19 protein-coding genes and 1 rRNA gene are annotated in these 22,898 nt (G+C 55.0%); 4 read left to right on the top strand and 16 right to left on the bottom strand.

Features of this window, described 5'->3' with window-relative positions:
* From F556_RS33975 to F556_RS0113450, 10 genes are all read right to left on the bottom strand, one after another.
* Nucleotides 1-192: ribosomal RNA gene (locus F556_RS33975) — 16S ribosomal RNA — on the bottom strand; the annotation flags it as partial.
* A 240-nt stretch (nt 193-432) separates the two neighbouring features.
* Nucleotides 433-1,332: an L-serine ammonia-lyase, iron-sulfur-dependent, subunit alpha gene (sdaAA, locus tag F556_RS0113410; RefSeq protein WP_020617478.1), complete on the bottom strand. Its 900-nt coding sequence runs from the start codon at nt 1,330-1,332 to the stop codon at nt 433-435.
* Nucleotides 1,329-2,012, bottom strand: coding sequence for an L-serine ammonia-lyase, iron-sulfur-dependent subunit beta (gene sdaAB / locus F556_RS0113415; RefSeq protein WP_020617479.1), 684 nt, complete (start codon nt 2,010-2,012; stop codon nt 1,329-1,331). Before sdaAB ends, sdaAA begins: the two co-directional genes overlap by 4 nt.
* A gap of 48 nt (nt 2,013-2,060) precedes the next feature.
* Complete coding sequence (locus tag F556_RS0113420) at nt 2,061-3,125, bottom strand: dihydrodipicolinate synthase family protein (protein WP_020617480.1); 1,065 nt, start codon at nt 3,123-3,125, stop codon at nt 2,061-2,063.
* On the bottom strand, nt 3,126-4,145 hold the full coding sequence (locus tag F556_RS0113425; protein ID WP_026297278.1) for an NAD-dependent epimerase/dehydratase family protein: 1,020 nt from the start codon (nt 4,143-4,145) through the stop codon (nt 3,126-3,128). It lies immediately after the preceding gene.
* A 156-nt stretch (nt 4,146-4,301) separates the two neighbouring features.
* On the bottom strand, nt 4,302-5,633 hold the full coding sequence (locus F556_RS0113430) for a GGDEF domain-containing protein (RefSeq protein WP_020617482.1): 1,332 nt from the start codon (nt 5,631-5,633) through the stop codon (nt 4,302-4,304).
* A 48-nt stretch (nt 5,634-5,681) separates the two neighbouring features.
* On the bottom strand, nt 5,682-6,401 hold the full coding sequence (locus F556_RS0113435; protein WP_020617483.1) for a response regulator transcription factor: 720 nt from the start codon (nt 6,399-6,401) through the stop codon (nt 5,682-5,684).
* 133 nt (nt 6,402-6,534) lie between these two features.
* Entirely contained in the window at nt 6,535-8,337 is a 1,803-nt protein-coding gene (gene pnpS / locus F556_RS0113440) for a two-component system histidine kinase PnpS (RefSeq protein WP_020617484.1), read from the bottom strand.
* A 38-nt stretch (nt 8,338-8,375) separates the two neighbouring features.
* Nucleotides 8,376-9,233, bottom strand: a complete 858-nt coding sequence (locus F556_RS33980) for a bile acid:sodium symporter family protein (protein ID WP_245583063.1) — start codon at nt 9,231-9,233, stop codon at nt 8,376-8,378.
* A gap of 136 nt (nt 9,234-9,369) precedes the next feature.
* Nucleotides 9,370-10,908, bottom strand: a complete 1,539-nt coding sequence (locus F556_RS0113450; protein WP_026297279.1) for a fumarate hydratase — start codon at nt 10,906-10,908, stop codon at nt 9,370-9,372.
* 185 nt (nt 10,909-11,093) lie between these two features.
* Here F556_RS0113450 and yfbR point away from each other — a divergent pair, with 185 nt between their 5' ends.
* Nucleotides 11,094-11,717 (top strand): 5'-deoxynucleotidase, encoded by a 624-nt coding sequence (gene yfbR, locus F556_RS0113455; RefSeq protein WP_020617487.1) that lies wholly within the window; start codon nt 11,094-11,096, stop codon nt 11,715-11,717.
* Nucleotide 11,718: 1 nt separating this feature from the next.
* On the opposite strand, the gene F556_RS0113460 is transcribed toward yfbR, so the two are convergent.
* The 5 genes from F556_RS0113460 to F556_RS0113480 form a co-directional block, all read right to left on the bottom strand.
* Nucleotides 11,719-11,955, bottom strand: coding sequence for a hypothetical protein (locus F556_RS0113460; RefSeq protein WP_020617488.1), 237 nt, complete (start codon nt 11,953-11,955; stop codon nt 11,719-11,721).
* 22 nt (nt 11,956-11,977) lie between these two features.
* A complete protein-coding gene (locus F556_RS0113465) occupies nt 11,978-14,902 on the bottom strand; it encodes a DEAD/DEAH box helicase (RefSeq protein WP_020617489.1) in 2,925 nt (974 codons plus the stop codon).
* A complete protein-coding gene (locus F556_RS0113470; RefSeq protein WP_020617490.1) occupies nt 14,899-16,485 on the bottom strand; it encodes an SWIM zinc finger family protein in 1,587 nt (528 codons plus the stop codon). The genes F556_RS0113465 and F556_RS0113470 overlap by 4 nt, the downstream gene beginning before the upstream one ends.
* A gap of 427 nt (nt 16,486-16,912) precedes the next feature.
* Complete coding sequence (locus F556_RS33985) at nt 16,913-18,130, bottom strand: hypothetical protein (protein ID WP_020617491.1); 1,218 nt, start codon at nt 18,128-18,130, stop codon at nt 16,913-16,915.
* A gap of 49 nt (nt 18,131-18,179) precedes the next feature.
* Complete coding sequence (locus F556_RS0113480) at nt 18,180-18,857, bottom strand: tetratricopeptide repeat protein (protein ID WP_020617492.1); 678 nt, start codon at nt 18,855-18,857, stop codon at nt 18,180-18,182.
* A 202-nt stretch (nt 18,858-19,059) separates the two neighbouring features.
* On the opposite strand from F556_RS0113480, the gene glsA reads away from it, so the two are divergent.
* Both glsA and F556_RS0113490 read left to right on the top strand, forming a co-directional pair.
* On the top strand, nt 19,060-20,004 hold the full coding sequence (gene glsA / locus F556_RS0113485; protein WP_020617493.1) for a glutaminase A: 945 nt from the start codon (nt 19,060-19,062) through the stop codon (nt 20,002-20,004).
* Between the two features lie 118 nt (nt 20,005-20,122).
* Nucleotides 20,123-20,989 carry an SDR family oxidoreductase gene (locus tag F556_RS0113490; protein ID WP_020617494.1) on the top strand — a complete coding sequence of 289 codons (867 nt, stop codon included), beginning with the start codon at nt 20,123-20,125 and terminating at the stop codon, nt 20,987-20,989.
* A gap of 298 nt (nt 20,990-21,287) precedes the next feature.
* Here F556_RS0113490 and F556_RS0113495 read toward each other — a convergent pair whose 3' ends face one another.
* Nucleotides 21,288-21,710, bottom strand: coding sequence for a thiol-disulfide oxidoreductase DCC family protein (locus tag F556_RS0113495; protein ID WP_020617495.1), 423 nt, complete (start codon nt 21,708-21,710; stop codon nt 21,288-21,290).
* Between the two features lie 147 nt (nt 21,711-21,857).
* On the opposite strand from F556_RS0113495, the gene F556_RS0113500 reads away from it, so the two are divergent.
* Nucleotides 21,858-22,880 carry a GntR family transcriptional regulator gene (locus F556_RS0113500; RefSeq protein ID WP_020617496.1) on the top strand — a complete coding sequence of 341 codons (1,023 nt, stop codon included), beginning with the start codon at nt 21,858-21,860 and terminating at the stop codon, nt 22,878-22,880.
* The last annotated feature ends 18 nt before the right edge of the window (nt 22,881-22,898 follow it).

Consider the following 22,898-nt stretch of genomic DNA (forward strand, 5'->3'; position numbering starts at 1 on the left):
CTCGACTGCGTATCCGGTATTAGCTGTGGTTTCCCGCAGTTATCCCAGGCTTGCAGGCAGGTTGCCTACGTGTTACTCACCCGTCCGCCGCTAAGTTTCAGAGAAGCAAGCTTCTCATCAACTCCGCTCGACTTGCATGTATTAGGCACGCCGCCAGCGTTCGTCCTGAGCCAGGATCAAACTCTCCATGATAGAAAGCTGAATAGCTCATTTCTTGCTGGTATTGCTATCTGTAACTCCGAAGAGCTACAGGACATTTCGCTCGTTGTTCAGTTTTCAAAGAACACATTTTCTTTCTCGTCCAGCCCGTATCTCTCGGCCGGAATTAGAATATACCATAGACTTTTAGGTTTTGGCAAGTGTTTTTGCAAAAAAAATATAAAAAAGCGTATAATACTGTTTTTCTCTATTAAAACCGTTTATTTGTGATACTTATGGAGTGCTATTCCGACGGCGACGGCTGGCTTGCAGCTCCTTCATGATCTTGCGGCCCGTTGGGGTCTGAGCCAAACCACCCTTGGCCGTCTCACGATGCTTGTCAGGCATAGCCTGCCCTACCTCCAGCATCACTTCCACCACTTCGTCCGAGGGAATGACACTGCGGATTCCTGCAAGGGCCATATCTGCAGCAGTCATGGCAGATACAGCGCCGAAGCCATTGCGAACGATGCACGGAATTTCGACCAGCCCGCCAACTGGATCGCAGATGAGTCCGAGGGAATTCTTTAGCGCCAGTCCCACCGCATGCATGGCCTGCGTCGGACTGCCACCTCTCAATTCGGTCAGCGCGCCTGCAGCCATAGCGACTGCTGAGCCGACCTCAGCCTGACAACCGCCTTCCGCTCCAGAGATAAAAGCATTGTTGGCGATAATATATCCGATTGCGCCAGCGGTGAACAAACCATCGACCAAGCGATCGTCAGTCCAGCCGAATCGTTCCTGGCAGCTCACAAACACACCAGGGATAATGCCACAAGAGCCGGCAGTCGGCGTGGCGATAATTCTTCCCATAGATGCATTGACCTCCGAGACAGCCAGTGCATAAGCCAGCGCATTGCCCGCGTCCTTACCCAGCAGAGATTCCGCCTGGCCCAAATAAGAATGTACCCGCTGGGCATCTTTTCCGGTGAGCCCGCTCCTGGATGTCGTATCCTCCGTAAGCCCCTTCTGCACCGCTTCTTTCATAATGCGGTAGTATTCGCTCATCTGTCCGCGTATCTTGATTTCACTCTCGCCGCTCTCCCGTACCTGCTCAGCAATCATCAGTTCTGCAATACTTACTGTCTCTTGCTCGCATAGCGCTACAATTTGCGCCAGGCTTTGGAATCTCATCCCGAACCCTCCACTTCGCTTGGATCAATACGGCTCACCCGCTGGACGCCGACAAGTCGGCTAAGCAGCTGAACAGAACCATCCGGCAGCATGCCGTCGCTCTCGATGACCGTGAGCACATCTCCGCTCCGCGACTTGCGGTCCACTTCCATATATCCAATATTCAGTCCCGCATCCCGATATAGGTCCGTCATGTCCGCAAGCATGCCAGGGCGATCACCATGAAAAACCAGAATTGTCGGATACCCCGCCGTGAACTTGACATCAAATCCGTTTACACCTGTAATCTCGATATTGCCGCCACCGATCGAACAGCCTGTCACCACGTGCTCCCGGCCGCCGTTTCGGAGTCGCATACGAACCGTATTGGGATGGGCAACGGGTTTATGTCCTGTTTTGAAGGTTACTGCCATCCCCTCCTGTTCCGCAATCGAGAGCGAATCGCGGATACGGGTATCGCTCGGAATGTAACCCAGCAGACCCGCCACGAGTGCCAGATCGGTACCGTGTCCTTCATACGTATCAGCAAATGAACCAAACAGCTCGATTTCCGCTTGCTCTGGCGTCTCTCCGACAATCGCCCGTGCAGTGCGTCCCAACCGGGCCGCCCCTGCCGTATGCGAGCTGGAGGGCCCAATCATGCTTGGGCCAATAATTGAGAATACATCTCTGAAGCGCATCGCTCCTGCTCCCTTCTCCTGCTGACACTGGGTGGCAATCGGTATATCTCAGGCCAGCCACTTCTCCAAATGCTCACGGACAAATGCATCGTCATGCAAATGCGGATACTGGGCATACACCCGATCAATCTCTTCCGCCTGACCCTCGGACAACTGTTCCTGTGGATTGAGGCACCACGTTCCCTCCAGCAAGCCTTGACGCCGAAGCACTTCATGGATACCGGGAATGCAGCCCTCGAAATGATGGGCAGGATCAAAAAAAGCAGCATTGCTGTCCGTCACCTCAATATTGCGGGTCAGCCATTCCGAATCCATGACCGCTTCGCCACGAACACGCTTGACCTCCTCTAGCAGCTCCACAGCCTTGCGTGTCCACACGGCCCAGTGACCGAGCAGACCGCCCACGATACGTTTTTCAACGGTTTGCCCCTCAACCTGGAAGCGATAGACGGTTAATAAATCATTGACGATATTGTCATCATTCCCGGTATAGAGCGCAATCTCATCGCGACGGCTCGAATGCATCACTGCCCGCACTACATCGATAGTCTGGTACCGATTGAACGGAGCCATCTTGATGGCCACAATTCCCGGAATCTCGGCAAACGCCTGCCAGAACGCATAACTGAAGATTCGTCCGCCTACCGAAGGCTGCAAATAAAAACCGATAACAGGGATCTGCGCCGCCACTGCACGTGTCCGCTCCAGAATCTGCTCCTCTGTCCACCCCTGCAGGCCGCCCATGCTAAGGAGTCCCGCGTCATAACCGAGAGCGATGGCTGTCTCCGTTTCACGCAGCGCCTGCTCTGTAGGACCGCAAATACCGGCTACCAGCAAAAAGGGACGCTCCGGCGCCGCACGGCGCACTTCCTCCGCAGCCAGCCGGAGCACAGGCTCAAACAATTGATGCTCCGGATCGCGAATTTCGAATTGGGTGGAATGAACCCCAACCGCGATGCCGCCTGCCCCGGAGGCGACATAATAGCGAGTCAGAGCGCGCTGCCGCCGCTCATCCAGCTGCCGATCCGCATTCAGTGCAAGCGGATGTGCCGGAATGACCAGTCCTTCATGGAGCGCTGCCAGCTGCTCCTGAGATAGTGCTCTTGTTGCCATCTAGAATTTCCCCTTTCGTTGCTGAAAATGCGTCGGCTTGTTCCATGTGGCTCCACCGGCCTGTACCCAATCACTAAGCCAATCGATCATCTGAAGCAGCGAGACCTTGGGATAGCCGAGCAATTGATGCGAGCGAGAAGCATTATTGAGGAGTGCCGTTTCCGATTCGGTCCCGATGATTTGTGGTTCTTTGCCAAGACGCTGACCGAAGACGTGGGCCGCCCAACGGATCGAGACTGTCTCTGGACCTGTAATGTTAACAATGGTTGGAGGGTTACTGCACAGATTGAGACAACGCAGCGCCATCGCATTGGCGTCGCCTTGCCAGATGACATTGGCGTGCCCCATCGTCACATCGACCGGACGGCCCTCATGGACGGCGCGTGCAATCTCCAACAGCACGCCGTAGCGCAGATCAACGGCATAGTTCAGCCGGTACATGGCCATAGGGGTTTCATTTTTGCGGCCATGATATTCGAAGATCCGTTCTCTACCCAAGCAGGATTGCGCATATTCACCGAGCGGCTCAGGCGCTACCGATTCATCGGCACCACCGCTGCCCACCGGGGTGAAGGGATAGATGTTGCCGGAGGAGAAGACGACCGTGCGGGATTGTCTAAAATGGTTGGCCACCCGACCTGGAAGATAGGTGTTCATAGCCCAGGTAAAATGTTCATTGCCGGTCGTGCCGAATTTGTTGCCAGCCATATAGATGACATTGGCCGCCTGCGGCAGCGAGGTTAGCTCCTCATCATTCAAGAGATCACAGGCAATGGTCTCCACGCCACCCTCTTCCAGTTCCTGACGCGCCTCTGCGCTGGAAAAACGGGAAACAGCAATAATGCGCTTGCCCCCAAGTCCGCCTTCCCTGACTGCACGAGCTGCCAGTCTTGACAGGCTTGGCCCCATCTTGCCTCCAGCCCCCAACACCATGATGTCTCCATCAATTGCCGCCAAATCGCGCACCAATTCCTCACTGGGCGTACTTAAGAGATCTTCCAATTGTTGTACCGATTGAATCACGTAAGTTCCTCCTTCGCTGACTTTGATATTGCTATCTTACCGAGAAATCCTATATAAAGACAAATCTTTTAATCGTCTTTAAATAAGCAAAAAAAAGAACCAGGAGCTTGCCTTCGGTTGGCACATACCTGGCTCAACTTCATGAAACGAATATTACACATCCTGCAGGAACGCTATGCGATAAATTTGGCGTGGCCTGCCCTTCGGGACCTTCTCCATTCCTGCGATCGTTACCAATTCATGATCCATCCATAATAATAGCAGCCGGTGAGCGCTACGAACCGTGATGTCGAGCAGCGAGGCCAACTCGTGCACGGTATAGTCCACTTTGCCGAACTTGGCTTTGCTGCCGAGCAGCCTGCTCAGATAGGCGCTCGTCATCCCGGCGTCCTCCGCGCGCTTGATCACCCCGGCTTCCGTCGGCGCCAAAACGGCTTGTACCGGGTCCGTCATCTCGAGTGGACCGATGAGCGTTCGGTCTTCCCGGACGATAAAGCAGGCATTACCGCCGGATTCCTTGGCTTTGCGAAGCGCCGCCCGCGCATGGGTGCCCGCTTCATTGGCCGAAGCCCCGAAGCCCACACCGATACTGAGCGACAGTCCGTAAGACTTGGAAGCTTCCCTGGCCAGCGGAATCATCTTGTAGCCTCCGGTCTCCCGCTCGAAGATGCCCCGGGTTGTAATGAACAGATATTCATCGCCCCCCAGCGCCGTCAGATACCCGTCCAGCGTCGCTACGTACCCCAGCAGCAAGCGATGGATATCCAGCTTCAGTCGCTGTACCTCATGCTCATTAACACTGCGCATCACAAGGCCGTTAAAATCATCAATGTTGATCATGCCGATCACCATCTGTGATTCTTTGCTGCGCCTGGACTCCGTAGACAGCAATGCTCGCTCCAGAGCGACGGAAATATCCTGCGGGGAGGGAGCCAGATGCCAGCTGGCGATACCGGCCACTTCCAGCGCTTCCGCGACCGCTCCATCTCCGGTTAACGCAGCGCTGCACCTGCCAGCCTGCGCCGTATGGAAACGCAACAACTCAGCTTCTGATGCATGAGAAGGTCCGTCATAGAGGACGACCTCTACATCCTTCAAGCCAAGTTCGGTAAGCGCTCGCTTCACCATGGTAGATGTAAGAGAGTCAATGGATAGTCCACCTACCAGCTTACCTGCCTGCCACGCCATCATCAGCGAACGATACAAAGCCACATCCGTCAGGGGTACATGCAGCACGGGGATCCCCGCCTCGACTTCTTCTTTAACTGCCCGATGCAATCGATCGCCTGCGATCAGCAGCACTTCTGCTTGTGCAGCCAGCTCGGTTGCCGCCTGAACCGCCTCTCGTTCATGCTCTGCGATGCGGGACAGCGGGGCAAACGTAGGGAATCGGCGCGCGACCTCTTTCATAGAGGCAACCGCCGGCTCAGGGCCAATCAGACCGATTGTTATCTGCGGCACATGCGGGGTATCCCGAATAACCATTCTCATCGCTCCCTTTTTGCATCATCTATAAAAAAGACCCACTCACCTCTATTTAGGTGACGTGAGTCTTTTGGGCATGACCAGCTTGTAGCCGACGCCACGAATCGATTCGATGCGAACTGATTGTTGGCCCAGCTCCAGCTTCTTGCGCAAGGAGCTGACATGAACGTCCACTGTACGCTGGCCTCCAATATAATCAAAGCCCCATACGACGTTCATCAGATCATCACGGGTGATGACCATGCCTGGTCGCTGAACCAAGTAGAGCAGGACCTCGAATTCCTTGGGCCGCAGCGGGATGACTTCCTCTTGCAGCAGCACCTCATACTTGTCGGGATAGATGGAGAGCTCACCCGCTACGATGACCTTCTCGTTCGTATTCTGTTGACGCACATCCTCATTGCGCGTGCGGCGAAGCACAGCGGATACCCGGGCCAGCAGCTCGGCCACGCCAAACGGCTTCGTAATGTAGTCGTCCGCCCCGTGCTTGAGCCCCTGTACCACTTCTTCCTCCGCATTGCGGGCCGTAAGGATAATGACCGGCGTAGCCACTCCGTTCTGCCTCAGCTTGCTGAGGATTTCAAACCCGTTCATTCCCGGCAGCATAATATCCAGAATAATCAGGTCGAAATTGCGCTGCAGCGCCGTTTGCAATCCTTCTCCGCCGTGGTCCGCTACCGTAATTTCGTACCCTTCTTGCGTTAAATTATACGATAATAGACGAGCCAGAGTCGGCTCATCCTCGATGACCAGCACCCTCTGCGACATGAAAACCTCCAGCTTCGCGTTCCATCCTACCGCGTAATGTACTGCTCTTGCACAATCACTTGTCCGTCCAGTGCACACCCTAGGCTGGGTGCGACCTTTTCCTCCCTAGCATACCACACCTGCCGATGCATTACTATGAGTGCAGCACCGGCAGTTCAATGGTAAAGGTCGATCCCACACCAGGTGAGCTGTCCACGACAATGGTTCCCTTATGGAGCTCAACCAGATGCTTCACAATGGAGAGACCCAGACCTGTTCCTCCGGAGCTGCGCGAGCGGGCTTTGTCGACCCGGTAAAAGCGTTCGAAGATTCGAGGCAGATCCTTCTTGGGAATCCCGATACCGGTATCGGCGATTTTGATCCGGATCATGTCATAGTTCTCATGATCCTTCACCCCGGATTTATGAACCGGCTCAACCGTGATAGAAACCTTGCCGCCCTCCGGTGTATAGTTCACGCCATTAGCCAGCAGATTAATCAAAATTTGACTCAAACGGTCTTCGTCCGCCTCTACATAAAGGCCTTCCTCGACGGACATCTCCAGCGAGATATGCTTGCGCGTCGCTTCAGATGAGATGAATTCCATCGTCCGCGCAACGAAGGGCGACATTTCCACAGGCGAGAGCTGCAGCGGCACCCGTCTCGATTCAACCTTGGAGAGCTCCAAGATATCACCAATCAACCGGTTAAGTCGCTCACTCTCGTCAAAAATAATCTGCAAGAAGGAATTTGCCGTAGCCGGGTCATTCACCGCACCGCCCAGCAGTGTCTCGGCAAAGCCTTTGACAGCGGCAATCGGTGTCTTGAGCTCATGCGATACATTGGCTACAAATTCGCTGCGCATCCGCTCCAGCCTGCGAATCTCCGTGACATCCCGGAGTACGAGCAGCACCCCTCCGAACTCTTCCCGGGTATGGAAGACCGGAACCAGATGGATTTCCAGCAGGCGTTCATCGGGATAATAGAACGTAATCTCTTCCCGAATATGCTCCCGCTCCTCCAGCCCTTCCTGGATGATCTGTGCCAGCTCGTATTGCTGCTTGGCTTCGGCATAGTGCCGCCCGACCAGTTCGCGCGCCGAGAACCCGAGCACCTCTTCAGCCATCCGATTGAGCAAGACGATGGTCCCTTCCCGGTCGATCATGACGATGCCATTAATCATGTTATCCAGGACACTTTCGAGCCGAGTTTCGTTCTGCTTCAGCTGACGCATCTGACCTTGCAGACTGTCAGCCATCGCGTTGATGGCATGCGCCAGCTCGCCGATCTCGTCCGTCTTGCGAACCGAGACCCGGGCCTGATAATCCATATTCTTGATACGCTGGGCAACTCGGGTAATCGACTCCAGTGGCCGTGTCAGTCCCCGCGCGATTCGGTAACTGACGAGCGCAGCCAGAATGAACAGCACTACCAGCCCGATCAGCACAACGGTCCAGAGCTCGCCGACACTCTCATCCACGTCCTGCAGACTCATCGCAAGTCGCACATAATCACTTGTGGGAGAGCCAGGATCGATGGGGATAGCCACATACATGGAATTGACCTGGGTCGTATCGCTGCGACGAATCTCCCGACCAATGCCGTCTTCTCGTGCCTCACGGATCTCTTCGCGGTTGAAATGGTTCTCCATTAACTGTGCGTCATAACCCGAATCCCCCAGCACCGTACCGTCCCCACGGATGAAGGTCACCCTCACACCGGCAATATCATGGTACATCTTCGCCGTCTCCGTGAAATACGTGTAGACATCTTGGGTGTTGCCTGTGGGCCATTCCATCTTGGCAATCATAATTTTCATCTCTCGCAGCATGTTGTCCTGCAGCGCATCGAGATGATTATTGCGGAACGTTTGCGCCATGAACAGACCTGCCGTAAGGACCGACAGGCCGATCATGCCGATAATAATTAAGGTGAGTCTTACTCGAAACCGGTTCATTCCCTCATCCCGCCTTTTTGCTCGCATCATGCCCGTGACTATCGTACCTGTCCCTGACGGGGAATGCCAGTCCTCCGTTTGTTAAACTTTTGTAAAACGTAGAAGTGTAAAGTCGCTATCGGCTGTTGAATCATAATGCCAAGCACGACCGGCACGGCGGCTGGCGGGCTGAAATACCCCAGTGCCAGTACAATTCCCAGCGAGATATTGCGCATCCCCGAGGCGTAGGACAGTGTCACCAGCAGCTCATGATCGCGGAACGGCAGCGAGCTGAAAAATCCGGCGGCATAGCAAATGCCGACCAGCGCAATCACCGCTGGCGCGAGCACCAGCAAATCTCCCTTAAGCTGCATCACGTAAGGCTCGATCGCCGAGGCATTCAAAGCCACAACCGCGACGAAGCATAGCTTGGAGAGCGGCGCTGCAACCGGTCGGACGGTCTCGTTAATGCGTCCGCGTGTCAGCTGGTTGAGCACCACGCCGACCAAAGTCGGTAACACGACAATGATGAGCAGATCGCCCATCATTTTGCCGATCTCTACCTCTACGCCGGTTCCAAAGAACAGCTGGATCCCTGCGGGCACGACAAGCGGGCTAATCGCCGAATCGACGACGACCAGGGCCAGCATCAGGGCGATGCTCCCTCCCGAGAGACTGACCCAGATGACGGAGGAAACGCCGAGCGGAATGAGAGCAAACAGGACAAAACCGATGGTATAGGGTGAATCCGCTCCGAACAACACCGTTCCCATCGCAAAACCAATCAGCGGAAGTACAATATGGGCAATGGAAAGCGACCACACGATTGGTAGCGGCCGCAGCAGGACGACCCGAAGCGCCTCCAGGCTGCAACCAATGGCCATCGTCAACGTGACAAAAGCGAACAGATACGGCACCCAGGAAACGAAGGGCGATAAAGCGCCAGAAAAAAGAAACCCCAGAACAAGAGATCCGGGGACAATGAGAAACATCCATTTCTCAAACCATTTATTAAACGTTAATCCGAATAAACGCGTTGTTAACGCCTCTTTTCTATTGGAACACGGGTTCCTTGAGCTCAGATAGCTTGGCGAAGGAATCCTTCTCTACATCTGCGTGCAGGCTGTTGCCATGGGAATCCATCGTTACGATTGCGGCAAAGCCTTCGGTTTTGAGGTGCCACATCGCTTCGGGAATACCGAATTCCAGGAAATCTACGCCATTCACCTCTTTGAAGCATTCGGCATAGTATTGCGCAGCGCCGCCAATCGCATTCAGATAGACAGCTCCGTGCTCTCCGAGTGCAGCAAGCGTTTTGGCGCCCATGCCCCCTTTGCCGATCACTGCGCGAATACCGAATTTCTTGATAATGTCGCCTTGATACGGCTCCTCGCGAATACTTGTGGTCGGTCCTGCCGCCTTCACTTGCCAACCGGACTCATCCTTGAGCATGACCGGTCCGCAATGGTAGATGACCGAGCCGTTCAGATCAATCGGCGCGTCATGATCCATCAAGTGCTTATGCAGCGCATCCCGGCCAGTATGCATCTCGCCATTAATGACGACGATGTCACCCACCTTCAAGCTGCGGATCTGTTCTTCGGAAATTGGCGTTTGCAGCACAACCTCGCGGCGCTCCTCCACTGGAGTTGCAGCAGCTGTTTCAGAGGCTGCAGACGTCATCTCTACCTCCTGGCCTTGTGGATAAATCCAGGACTTGATCTCGCCGGTGTCCGCGTTCAAGAGCACGCCTTGTCTGCGATACGCCCAGCAGTTATAAGCAACTGAGACAAAGAAGCTGGCTGGCAGACGGTTCATCACACCGACCTTGCAGCCGAGCAATGTCACTTCGCCGCCGAAGCCCATCGTCCCGATGCCAAGCTGGTTGGCGTGAATCATGACATATTCCTCAAGCGCCGCGAGATCGGGATTCTCATTGGTGTCATCGACACGACGGAACAACTGCTGCTTGGCCAGATCGTAGCCGGTCGTCCGGTCGCCACCGATGCCAACGCCAATGAAGCCTGCACTACAGCCTTGGCCCTGAGCCTGGTACACCGCATGCATGATACATTTGCGGATGCCGTCCAGATCACGGCCGGCTTTGCCCAGACCTTCCAGCTCGGCTGGCAGGCTGTACTGAATATTCTTGTTCTCGCAGCCGCCGCCCTTCAGAATGAGACGGATATCGATATCGTCCTTATCCCACTGCTCGAAGTGGATGACCGGCGTTCCCGGTCCAAGGTTGTCACCGGTATTGGAACCAGTCAGCGAGTCGACAGAGTTGGTCCGCAGCTTGCCGTCTTTGGTCGCCTTGGCAATCGCAGAGCGGATCTGTTCCTTCATAATCAATTGATTGGCACCGACAGGTGTGTGCACAACAAACGTTGGCATCCCGGTATCCTGACAGATTGGCGATACCTTGTTCTCAGCCATTGTAATATTATTAGCAATCGTCGAGAGCGACAGTCCCGCGCGTGTCGCCCGGTCCTCGGCTTCGTTCGCGGCGCGGATGGCCCGTCTTACATCACCAGGTAAATTGGTCGAAGTCTCCACGATCAGATCGTATACGCTTTGTTCAAAATGCTGCATCATGACGTACGCTCTCCCCTTTTCAAACGTTCTCATTATGAATCTATCATATCACAGAAACCGCTATCCGGCATCTGCTAGCCTGTCCGTTTATGTCCTCTCTACCACGTCTGTACAAGCTTCACCCTGCTTGATATGATGAACCAAGCACATCCTATAATTCCGCAGTAGAAGGAGCCCTGCCGATGCAAAGTCATTTCTACGCTTACATGTACCGCCTAAAATATATTGAACGCTGGAGCCTGATGCGTAATACAACACGCGAGACGGTGGCCGAGCATTCCTATCACGTAGCCTTGCTTGTCCACATGCTGTGCGAGATCGGCAACCAAGTCTACGGACGCAGCCTCAATGCCGACCGCGCGGCCGCCATGGCACTGTTCCACGATGCGACTGAGGTCTTCACAGGCGATATCCCTACCCCTGTGAAGCATCACAATCCCAAAATGCTGGCCAGCTTCCGGGAAATCGAAGGGATGGCCGCCGAGCGTCTGCTCGGGATGGTGCCCGAGCCGCTACACGACACCTATGCGCCGCTGCTTCTTCCAAAAAGCGCGCAGACAGACCCGGAAGGCAATCCCGCGGGGCTTCCGGATCAAGTGCTGCTGCGTTATCTGAAGGCAGCCGATCTGCTGGATGCCTATCTGAAGTGTCTCTCTGAGCTTTCCTCTGGCAATCGGGAGTTCATGGTTGCGAAGGGCCAGACCGAGCAAGCCTTGGCCAAACTGGAGATGCCCGAGGTGGAATGGTTCCTCACCCATATGGCCCCCAGCTTCGGCAAAACGCTCGACGAGCTGTCCGAGGACTAACTCACTCGTCTTTCGACTTGGGCGTGGATCGCAGCTTCAACACGGACTCGCGAACGCCCTCATACATGACCTGCCATTGCGGATCAGCATCTCCCCGCAGCGGCTCTTCGGCCTCGCCCGCTGCATGCGCTCCACTCTCGGATGGCGGCGGGCCACCAGCGCTAACCGGCGGAACTTCCCCCTTCAATCGGGCCTGCAACTGTTTTAGCCGCTGCCTTGGATCGCCGCTCATACTCATCTCATCCCTTCTTTCTCCATCGTTACCCGTCCACTAATGTCTTGCGCAGTGTGAACAGCGAGGCCAGCTCTTCATTGGAGAGCTCAGTGATCCAATTTTCCGAAGCGCTGACCACCTGCTCATTCAGCTGCTGCTTGCGGTTAATCATTTCATCAATTCGCTCCTCCAAGGTGCCGAGCGTCACGAACTTGTGGACCTGTACCGTCCGCGATTGACCAATCCGAAAAGCTCGGTCCGTCGCTTGGTTCTCAACAGCAGGATTCCACCAACGATCAAAGTGAAAGACGTGATTGGCCGCCGTTAGATTGAGACCGGTGCCCCCAGCTTTGAGCGATAATACGAAGGCGCCCCCCTGATTGTTGCCTTGCTGGAAGGTATCAATCATCGCATCGCGTTCCGCCTTGGGCACACCTCCGTGCAGGTAAGGCACCTGCCAGCCGAATTGTTTCTCCAGCTGCTGCTGAATCATCCGTCCCATCCCGACAAACTGCGTAAAGATCAGGCAACGCTCATCCTCTGCGGCAATCTCTTCCACCATCTCCAGCAGACGCGTCACCTTGTTGGAACGCACCGGATCCCAGTGCTCGAGGGCCAGCCTGCTATCCTTGATCAGCAAGGCCGGGTGGTTGCAGAGCTGCTTCAGCTTGGTAAGCGTTGAGAGAATCAGACCGCGACGCTGCATGGGAGAGAGGGTATCCAGCTTCTCCAGCAGCTCACTCACGGTATTCTCATAGATCGTCCCTTGTTCAACTGTCAAGGAGATGTAGGTCCGCGCCTCATTTTTCTCTGGCAGCTCCAGTTGAATGGCGGGATCCTTCTTGAGCCGCCGCAGCATGAACGGATTCACCCACTGCCTCAGCCGCCGGATCTGCTCAGCATCCCGGGACCGCTCGATCGGTTGGACGACCTCACGCCGGAACCGCGCCAACTGACCGAGATAGCCTGGGTTCATAAAGTCATGAATGGACCACAGCTCTGTCAGCCGGTTTTCCATAGGCGTCCCTGTCATGGCGATTCGATGCGCGGCAGGCAGGCGGCGAATGGCAGCCGATTGTTTGGTATAGATGTTTTTTATATTTTGCGCCTCGTCCAGACATAACGCGTTCCATTCCATGCTGCCCAGCTCTTCTTCATCGAGCGGAGCGAGCGCGTAGGACGTAATGACCAGATCCGCCCCTTCAACAGAGGCTGCGAAGTCCTCGCCCTTGGCGCGGCGCGGGCCATAATGAATTCTGATTCGCAGCGACGGCGCGAATCGTTCGAGCTCCTTCTCCCAGTTGCCGATGACCGAAGTTGGACAAATCAATAGCGATGGCGGAGCCGCTTGCTCGTTGCCAGACGCCGACGGGCTTTGTCTGCGCTGCTCCGATTCCTTGACGTGCAGCAGATAGGCTGTAAACTGGATGGTTTTGCCCAATCCCATATCATCGGCCAGACAACCGCCCAGTCCAAAACGCCGCAAGAAGGCAAGCCAAGAGACGCCTTGCAGCTGGTAGGGCCGCAATTCACCCGTGAATCCCTCAGGTATGTCGATAAGCGGCAGCTCGGATACGGTCTGCAGCTGCTCCAGCCACCGCTCGAGATGCCTGCTTAGCTCCACTTCGGTCTGCAAGCTTTCCTCGTGCTCCTCCGGGGACTCGATCTCCATCGACTCGCCTCGCAGATGCAGCTCCAGCACTTCACGGAAGGTCAAACCGCTTTTTTTGCCCGATCGTTTCATCCATTGCTGCAGACGCCGCAAATCGCCGGCATCCAGATGCACCCATTCATTGCCCATCCGCAGCAGCCGCCGGTTCTCCCGAACCATGCGCATGAAGTCCTCTTCACTCAAATCGAGGTCGCCCACAGCCAGCTTCCAGTCAAACTGGATGATCTGGTCCAGCCCGAACATGGATTGCTCGGATGAACCCACCGACGATTTCACCTTGGCCTTCAATCGTGGTTTGCGACTGCGAACCGCTTCCCACCAGCCTGGCAGCAAGACAGAGCCGCCAGCCTGCAGCAGCCTTAAGCTGCCTTCTTCCAAAAACGTCCACGCTTCCTGCTCGGCAAGCTCAAGCCGGATTCTGCCTGGCTGCTGCGCGTCCTCCCAGTCCGGGAAGATGCGCGCCCAGCGCCGCTCTTCCTTCTCCAGAATAGGCGCAAGCTGCCGCTGCCATTCTTCGGGAAGCGCGGGCTGGGGATCTTCCTCATCGCCTGCAACGACCCAGCCCGCTTGCCCCTCATCCTGACGGAGCTCATATCGTCTGGACGATTGCGATTTGTCCTGAAGCACGACAGCCAGCCGCCAGCCCGCTTCCTCAGTCGGCTCCAACAGCTGAAGAAGAACGCGAAATGGCGTATCATCACGCTTCCAGCCGACCGTTACCCACCATTCTTCCTCGTCTTCTCCGCCTTCGCCACCCATCAGACGGTTGGACATTTCCTGTGCGGCCGCAGCTGCACCCGGATTGCGAGCAATCGCTTCATCGACCGCGCGGCTTAACCAGTCATGCAGAATGAGCGGATCCGCTTCTTGCATGATCGTTTCATCTGCGGCTTCCCGGCTCTCCGCCGGGGGCAGCCAGAGCTGCCAACGCGGTCCACCGCTCTGCCACCCGGAGGGCTGCGGGGCATACCAACCGTTCAATAAACAACGCCGGATGAACGCCGCGGTCTGGAGCAGTTGTCTTGCTTGATTGGACCACTGCACGGCAAGCAGTCTGACCGGCTGCGGCTGGGAGGCATAGTCCATCGCCAGTAATGGCGGCAGCAGCAAGCCGTCGTGTCCGTCCACTCGCCGCTCTTCCGCTTCGGCACCATACCAGGAGCCCTCATGCCACGCGAACAGCAAGTACTTGAGCCGCTGCAGCGGACCCTGCCAGCCCGAACCCGCCAGCCACAAGCCTTCGCCAGGCAGCCAACGGGCGTCAACGATCCATTGCTTCTGCTCTATCGTCTTGCTCATGTCATGACCTTTCCTTTCCACAGCTCTTCCTGCAAAGCGCGCAGGCGCAGATATTTGTTGGACAACTGCTCGACGAACGTCTCCCACTGCCCTGTTCTTCCATCCGCTTGATATAGCTTCTCCAGCTTCTTCATTAATTTGACGGCGTTGCGGTAGCCCTGACGATTGCGAGAGAGGATGGCCTCATCGACCGCCTGATGGTACATCGGTATCAGAACGGATGGCGCATGCCGGGTAATGGTGCGCAGATCCTGTAGATCAAGCTCCTGCGGTCTCGCACCGATGAACAGCTGCAGATCTGCCCATGCTTCATAGTCCGAACGCTCTAACCAGTGCTCCGCTAGCTCGCTGTAGGCATGAGGCAGGAGGGCAATCATCCGCTCCGTCCACTGCTGACCCGCCTGCTCCTGCCGGATGTCTGCCTGACGGCATAGGGTGAGGTAAGGACGAAGAATCGCCGCATTGCGGCAATCTGCCAATTGCTCGTGCAGATAATCCATCCACAGCCGGACAGCAGACCAATTCCGTTCCTCCAGACGCTGGCTTGCAAATCCGTAGACCAGCTCCGCAATGGGATCAAATGCAGCTTGAGAGAGACGTTCTACCGCGTTACTGTCTGCCCCCGCCACCACATCGAAATGCGCCAGCGCCGACTGGACAAACGTTAGCTGCCGCTGACCCGTCATGCTCTCCCCGCTCAATGTCTGCTCCAGCATGCGCTGCTCGGTCTGCCGCCACCTCTCTGACTCAATCAGCTGCGCCCAGACCAGGTGGTAGAGGCGGTCCCAGCGCAGCAGACTCGCTTCGCTATCCAGCGCACGGGTGCGAAGCGCGCCGATAAGCGCCCAGAGCCAGCTGTCTTCCCATTCCGACATTCCGTCTACGTTCAAGGATTCGGCGAGCTCCTGGAAATGGGCAATCCAAGGATCGACCGATCGGGTAAAGGACATTTCATAATAATAACGGCTATAGGAATCGGTGGATGCATAGGCAAGCTCCACCTGTTCGAGTACAAATTCAATCGTATGGAGCCAGTGATAACGCTGCTTCGCCTTGTCCCAATACTTGGCTGATCCCTTCATCTCGGAAAGGACCGATTGCATCGGGTGAAGGGATTGTCTGCATTGCTGCCAGATTTCCCCGTACACATCCTGGAACCAGCTGCGCCATGCTTCGACGCTGCCGTCCTCTCCAGGACTCTGAGGCCGCTTGGCAGCGCCAGGCTGGCGCCGGTCACTCTGATGCCCGGCAACCTCTCCCCGCAGCAGATGCTCGTGTACCGTTTGCGGATCAATGGCCAATCTTGCGCAGAAGGCATACCAGACAGCGATCAGATGCTTGCAGATCGCCCCTCCCTCACAGGAACATTTACTGTAGTTGAGCTGCTCCAGATCTAAAATAACGGCCAGAATCCGATCATCCGACACAAAGCCGTAAATGCGTTCTTCTGCCGTCGGTTCCACCGATCGGACCAGCCCGTTGCGAAAGCAGGACATGCCCTCTTCCAATACCGTCTTGGGAACACGGGAGATCAATTGTTTATTTATGTCATTCCACTGTCCTTCGGCAAGGCTTGCAGTCATATCCGCAGCTCCTCCGTTCCATTAAGGCATCTTATAATTATACCACAAACTCCGCCTAGAAAGTGACTCCCCCTTGTTGGGGAGACTAGCTAGCGAATTCCCAGCGAGGATGTGCGATACAGTGGCTACGGCGATGGTGGAAAGGTTGGATGGTTGTCGATAGGTTGGATGGTTATGGTGCATATATTCCGTTATTCGCTGCATAACGGGGGTTCTACCAGATATATGGAGCATATATTCCGTTACTGGCTAACTAACCATTGGTTACCTTGGCATGTATAGCGAATAGCGGAAAATAGAAGCCATATTCTTGAATGAATGCGCATTACGGACAGTTTAGCGGAAAATAAGAGACCTATTATTTCTCCCCCACTCTCTCCAGCATAAAAAAAGGCCTTCACGCCACTGGGGTGTGAAGACCATTACCTTATTTTCTCTTAAAATTAAGCCACTTGCGCGTATAGTCCTGTAGCTCTTCCAGCCGTCCCTGCTCTGCCAGGGAGCGGACATGACGCATATGCTCCTCTAAACGCTGCTCAGACGCTGAAGCCTTGGCGCTGCACGATTGTCTCGCCGACCATCCGATAACGAGCAGACAGACCAGCATCACAGCACCCATGCCTGCCAGCAGCAGCCATTGTCTGGTCAGTGACTGCTGCACCTGTCCGTAGTCGGATACGACGGTCAGCACGTAGCGATCGAGCGGCTCCCCATCAGCGTCCAGAATGCTGGCCACGCGATCAATCGCCACGGGAACGTACTTTTTGAGCACAGACTTGCCCTGGAGGTTCGCCTTGATCGTAATCGGCTCGCCTGTCTGGTAGACTGTCTCGATGTACTCCAGCTCCCGAGGGTCCGTATACGTGTTGGACCCGTAGAACACAGGCAGCTGTGTAATATGACGCAGCTCCTCGCCCAGCTCCGTTTCGGTCAGAATTTCGCCAAGCGGAAATGTGCTGGGGTTGATCGCACCAATTTCCAGAATCGACGGATTCTTGTTCAAGGTTTGCTCGATCAGCCGGTCGGCTCCCGTCAGCTCCTCGTACTCCCGCTGCATGTCATAGCTTACATAAGGATCAATGATGTAATTGGTCGTCCCGTCGTAATAGTAGCCCCACTTGCGGACCTTGCTCGTATCCGAAGTCGCAACCTCGAAGGGGCCGGTCCAGAAATTATCCAACGACTGTCCCCAGTCAATAGTCACTTGCCGCTCGTCAAACAATTGGTTGAACGCCTCGTACCATGGAGTCCAGTTGGCCGTCTTGAGTCCCAACTGCTGGGGATCGGAGGATTTGTAGAGTACGATATTATCTTCAACTCGCTTGAGCAGCGTAATATGGAGGACGCCCAGCCGCTCGCTCAATTCCTCCAATTGCTCGTTACGCACGTTCTCAATGTCGGCGTCAAGCGCGTATTGGGCCGCGATCGAGACGCTGCGCAGCTGACGTCCGATCTGCTCCTGGTATTGCTCCGCACCAAGCCTGGACTGCTCGATGGCAATTTCGATCTGACCAGCCACCGCGCTTAATTCATGCCCAAGGCTGCGCTCCAGCGACTGCTTGGTCAGCAGATAATAAACCGTATGCGTGCTGCCAACAATAACAATGACAACTAGCAGGGACTTCCACCACAGATTTCGCTTCATCCTCTTGCAACATCCCCTGGTTAATTGTTCTCGTGCATCCGCAATTGCATCAGGACTGGAGCTTGCGCAATTTACTCAGCAGTGCCCACCGTCGCTCCTGACGCTTCTTGTAACGGGGCAGCGACTGATAGATCAGCACGGCTTCATCAAATGCCTGCTTGGCTTCTGCCTTGCGCTCCAGACCCAGGTAGAGCAACCCAAGCTTGTAATACGCTTCACTCGATGAGGAGTGGATATCGCGAAAGGCCTCCAGGTAGCGTATCGCTTCTTGCGATCTGCCCTGGTCCCCATGCAGTTTTGCAAGCCGCAGGTATGGTTGACCGTATTTGACTCTTGGATTAATGCTTAACGCCTGCTCGATGGCCTCAGCACCGCGTTCTGCCTCACCGGTGTGGAGAAGGGCCGTCCCCAGGTCATCCCAGTATTCCGCGGAGTCCGTCATCGCGTCGCCCATCGATTCCAGCGTACTGCGCGCATCCCGGTAACTCTTGCGTTCGAGCAGCGCCCGTGCAAGCTCATGCTTGGCTGCAATATCATTGGAGTTAAGAAGCAGCTGCTGGCGCAGCTTGGCAATCCGGCTCCGTCTGCGCAGCGGCTTGGTCAAGCTGGGCGATAACCCCAGAAATCGGCGATCCAACAAATATAGAACAACCAGTAAAATCAGAATGGCAATAAACGGATTGCCAACAATCCACCACAGCAATGAAAAGATTAAAAATTTCCCCATAGGTCCCCTCCAGCTCAATTCCTGACCTTTTTTTGAACAGCCTCTTAAACAATCTAACCTCAATGATAGCATATTTTGGCTGGCTTGGCGGCATACATATTGCATGCGAACAACCACGCAGAGCGCACACTCGCAAGGATAGCCGGGACCCGTGTCGAAGTTAAGTAGTCTGGAGAAACCGATTGTGGAGAGGAGCATCATCATGCCAACCGAAATGGAACATATTACAGAGCACCTGCCGGGATGGCTAGAGGAAAGTCGTCATGCTGCCTCCGAAGGCAAAGTTGCCGACTATATTCCCGAGCTCGCCCACGCCCCTGCCGATGCGCTCGGCTGCACTTTAATTGATACGAATGGTAATACCGTTACCGCAGGGGACTGCAGTCTGTCGTTCACGATGCAGAGTATATCGAAGGTCTTTACCTTGCTGCTGGCCCTGATGGACCGCGGAGAAGAGCGAGTGTTTAACCATGTCGGGATGGAGCCGTCGGGTGATGACTATAACTCCATGCTGAAGCTTGAGCTCGTGGAGCCTGGCAAGCCATTCAATCCCCTTATCAATGCGGGCGCGATCGCAATCACCGCGCTAATCAAAGGAGACAGCACGGATGAGCAATTTACACGGATTCGCGATTTTTTCCGTACAATTGCCGGTAACCCTGATATTGATTACAATCACGGGGTCTACACTTCTGAGCAGCAAACGGCACACCGCAATCGCTCCTTGGCTTATTTTCTAAAAGATAATGATGTGCTCTCCGATGACACGGAGGTCGAAGATGTACTCGATGTCTACTTCCGGCAGTGCGCCCTTGAAGTGAATTGCGAGCAACTCGCCCGGATGGGGATGGTGCTGGCCAATGGCGGATTCGATCTGGTTACTGGCCAAGAGCTTATTCCGTACCGATACGTGCAGATCGCCAAGACCTTCATGGTGACATGCGGCATGTACAATGCCTCCGGCGAATTCGCCATTCAAGCTGGTATTCCGGCCAAAAGTGGTGTCTCCGGCGGCATTCTTGCCCTGGTTCCTGGACGCTATGGCATTGGTGTCATTGGACCTTCCCTCAATAGGAAAGGCAACAGCACAGCCGGACTTCATCTACTGCAAAAGCTCTCCGCTCAATATAACTGGAGTATATTTTAACCCGATCCAACGAATCCTTTTGGAGGTAGGATTTTGCGTTTCTTGCTGTCGTTATAAGGGTAAACGCAAAGTAAATATCTTCGCGGGCGTGTCCCGCCTTAGGAAAGGATGGATACTTATGCCTTCAAGCAATGGAAAAAAGATTAACCCGCCTCAGCATCAGGATCGCCGCCCGGGGCTGGAGTCCGAGATGCATCCGCAACCCGAATTTGACTCCGCCTCATTTCACCCCGGGGGCAAACTCACGGATAAAGTAGCGATTATTACAGGTGGAGACAGTGGAATTGGCAGAGCGGCAGCCGTCGCCTATGCCAAGGAAGGTGCCGATGTCGTAATCGTGTATTTGAACGAGCATGAGGATGCCAAAGTGACAGAGCGTCATATTGAGCAAGCCGGGCGTCGCTGCCTGCTGTTGGCCGGAGACGTCGGCGATTCGACCTTCTGCGCCGATGTAGTCAAGCAGACCATTGAAACCTTTGGCAAGCTGGACATCCTGGTAAACAACGCCGCGGAGCAGCATCCCCAGCAGCAGTTGGAAGACATTTCGGACGAGCAGCTGGAGAAAACCTTCCGTACCAATATCTTCTCGATGTTTTACTTAACCAAGGCTGCGCTGCCGCATTTGAAGAAAGGCGCTGCCATTATCAATACGTCCTCGGTAACAGCTTATCGGGGCAGTCCGAACCTGCTTGATTACTCTTCGACCAAAGGAGCCATCGTCGCCTTTACGCGCTCGCTGGCTACCAACATCGCTGGCCGGGGCATTCGGGTGAACGGGGTGGCACCAGGACCGATCTGGACGCCGCTCATTCCTTCGACGTTCGAGGAATCCCAGGTAGCGACATTCGGCGCCGATACACCGATGCAGCGTCCCGGACAACCCGAGGAGCTCGCTCCAGCCTACGTGTACCTTGCTTGCGACGACTCCTCGTACATGACCGGTCAAATGCTGCATATCAATGGCGGCGAGATTATTAACGGCTAATAAGCCTTCTCCACAACTTATTAAGTCAACAAGGCTGTCTCCCGGCTGCAATGCAGCACAGGGAGACAGCCTTTTTTCCTACATCCTATTTAACTAGCAAAACGCCTTCAAATTTTATTACGCGGTCAGAGTTGAGTGGAGAGAAGAGGGAAGCTGGAGAAGTGAAACGCTCGCCTTTGTCCCCGGATTTCAACCGCTGAGAGGTTAAATCAAGAAATCTGGGGGACAACAGCGATCGGAAGCTCCCTCTTCTCGCAACGACTCATAAGAACGCGAACGAGATTTTGATTGAGATTTGCTAGTCCTCCAAAAATCGATCTCGGTCCTGCGGATCAGGCCGCATGCAGGCGTCCATCTTGCCAAACCACCGGTAGCGATTGCTCGCAATCCAATCGTATACGGCATCGCGCAGCCCCCGCGGAATGAACAGCAGCAAGCCGCATAACCGCCACAAGCCACCCAATTGCCGGCCCACCCGCAGCGCTGCCTCCGACTTCATATACAGCTCTCCGTTTTGCAGCAGCATAAAACTGTCGGCCCCCGCAGCCTGATGCGCATCGACGATACGCTGACCAACCGGGCTCTGCAGTGGGGCAAATTGAAACTGTCTCCGTTGATCCCGCTTCAGTACAAAACGGACGCTGCGGGTGCACAGGCCACAGACCCCGTCAAATAATAAAATCTGCTCCTGCTTGCCCGACTCGCTTCTACTGTTCCTCATTGCTCCTCCTGCACTTCTGTTCTGTCTCTCGTGTTAGTCTCCTAATGCAAGTGTACACAAAAAAGCGCTTTACAACCAATTTGATTATTGGTACTCTATTGGCATTAAAGGTATTGCATTGGTATTGCAATCAGCTGGAGGGATGGAATGGACAAAAAACCGCTGCTCCGCGAGCAGCTGGCTACGAGATTGCGCGAGCAAATCCTGCAGCTGCAGACGACCTCACCTGTTCGTATCGCTCCTGAGCGAACGCTAGCTGAACAATTTGGCGTCAGCCGGATCAGCATCCGAGCGGCCGTCAAGCAGTTGGCTCTGGAAGGGCTGCTGTCGCAAACTCAGGGCAGAGGCACATACATTACTCCGCGTTCCCAGGTCCGGACCCTGCATTTGTTCTGCTCGCCTGACATTAAGGGAACAGACCCGTTTTATAACGAATTTCTAGTCGAGATTACCACGACCGCAGCGCTGCAGGCGATGACGCTGCAGATGGTCCACGAGTCACAGATTACTCTGCAGGATCCCCACGTGCCGCTGGTTGTCATTGGTGTCATCTCCGATACCCTTAAGACAAAACTGGCTCAGGCTTACCGAACCATCATTGTGGTTCAGGGGGATGGCCATCTGCCAGGCGCGGTACATCTCAGTTTCGATGATTATGCGATTGGCCAGCGTGCTGCTGCGTTGTTTTTGGAATCCAATTATCACAAGATTGCCCTGTTAAGCGGGCCTGACCGCTTCCCATCGGCGAATCAGCGCAAGCAGGGATTCCTCGACAAGCTCCATGAGCGCAACCTGCAACCGATTACAATAACGAGCAAGATGAACTGGTCTGGAGGCTATCATTCAGCCTCTGAGCTGGAATCGTGGCTGTATCAGGAGGATGAGCCGAAGGCGCTGTTTGCCGCGAATGACTGGATGGCGGTCGGACTCATTCAGCGGTTCAAGGAGCAGGGGATCGCCATCCCCGAGAAACTGGCTGTGCTGGGCTGTGACAATATCCAGCTGGCTGCCCAGTTTACGCCGTCCCTGTCCACGTTTGACCTGGATATGAAGCTGCTGACAACTGAACTGTTGCAGTTCCTCAGCAGCGACGCGATTCCGACAGAGCAGGAAAGCGTGCACCGCATGCTTCCAGCCACACTGATTCTTAGAGAAACCTTCACCCCCTAATTTGAGAGGAGCATGGTA

This window comes from Paenibacillus daejeonensis DSM 15491, assembly GCF_000378385.1.
Taxonomy (GTDB): domain Bacteria; phylum Bacillota; class Bacilli; order Paenibacillales; family Paenibacillaceae; genus Paenibacillus_D; species Paenibacillus_D daejeonensis.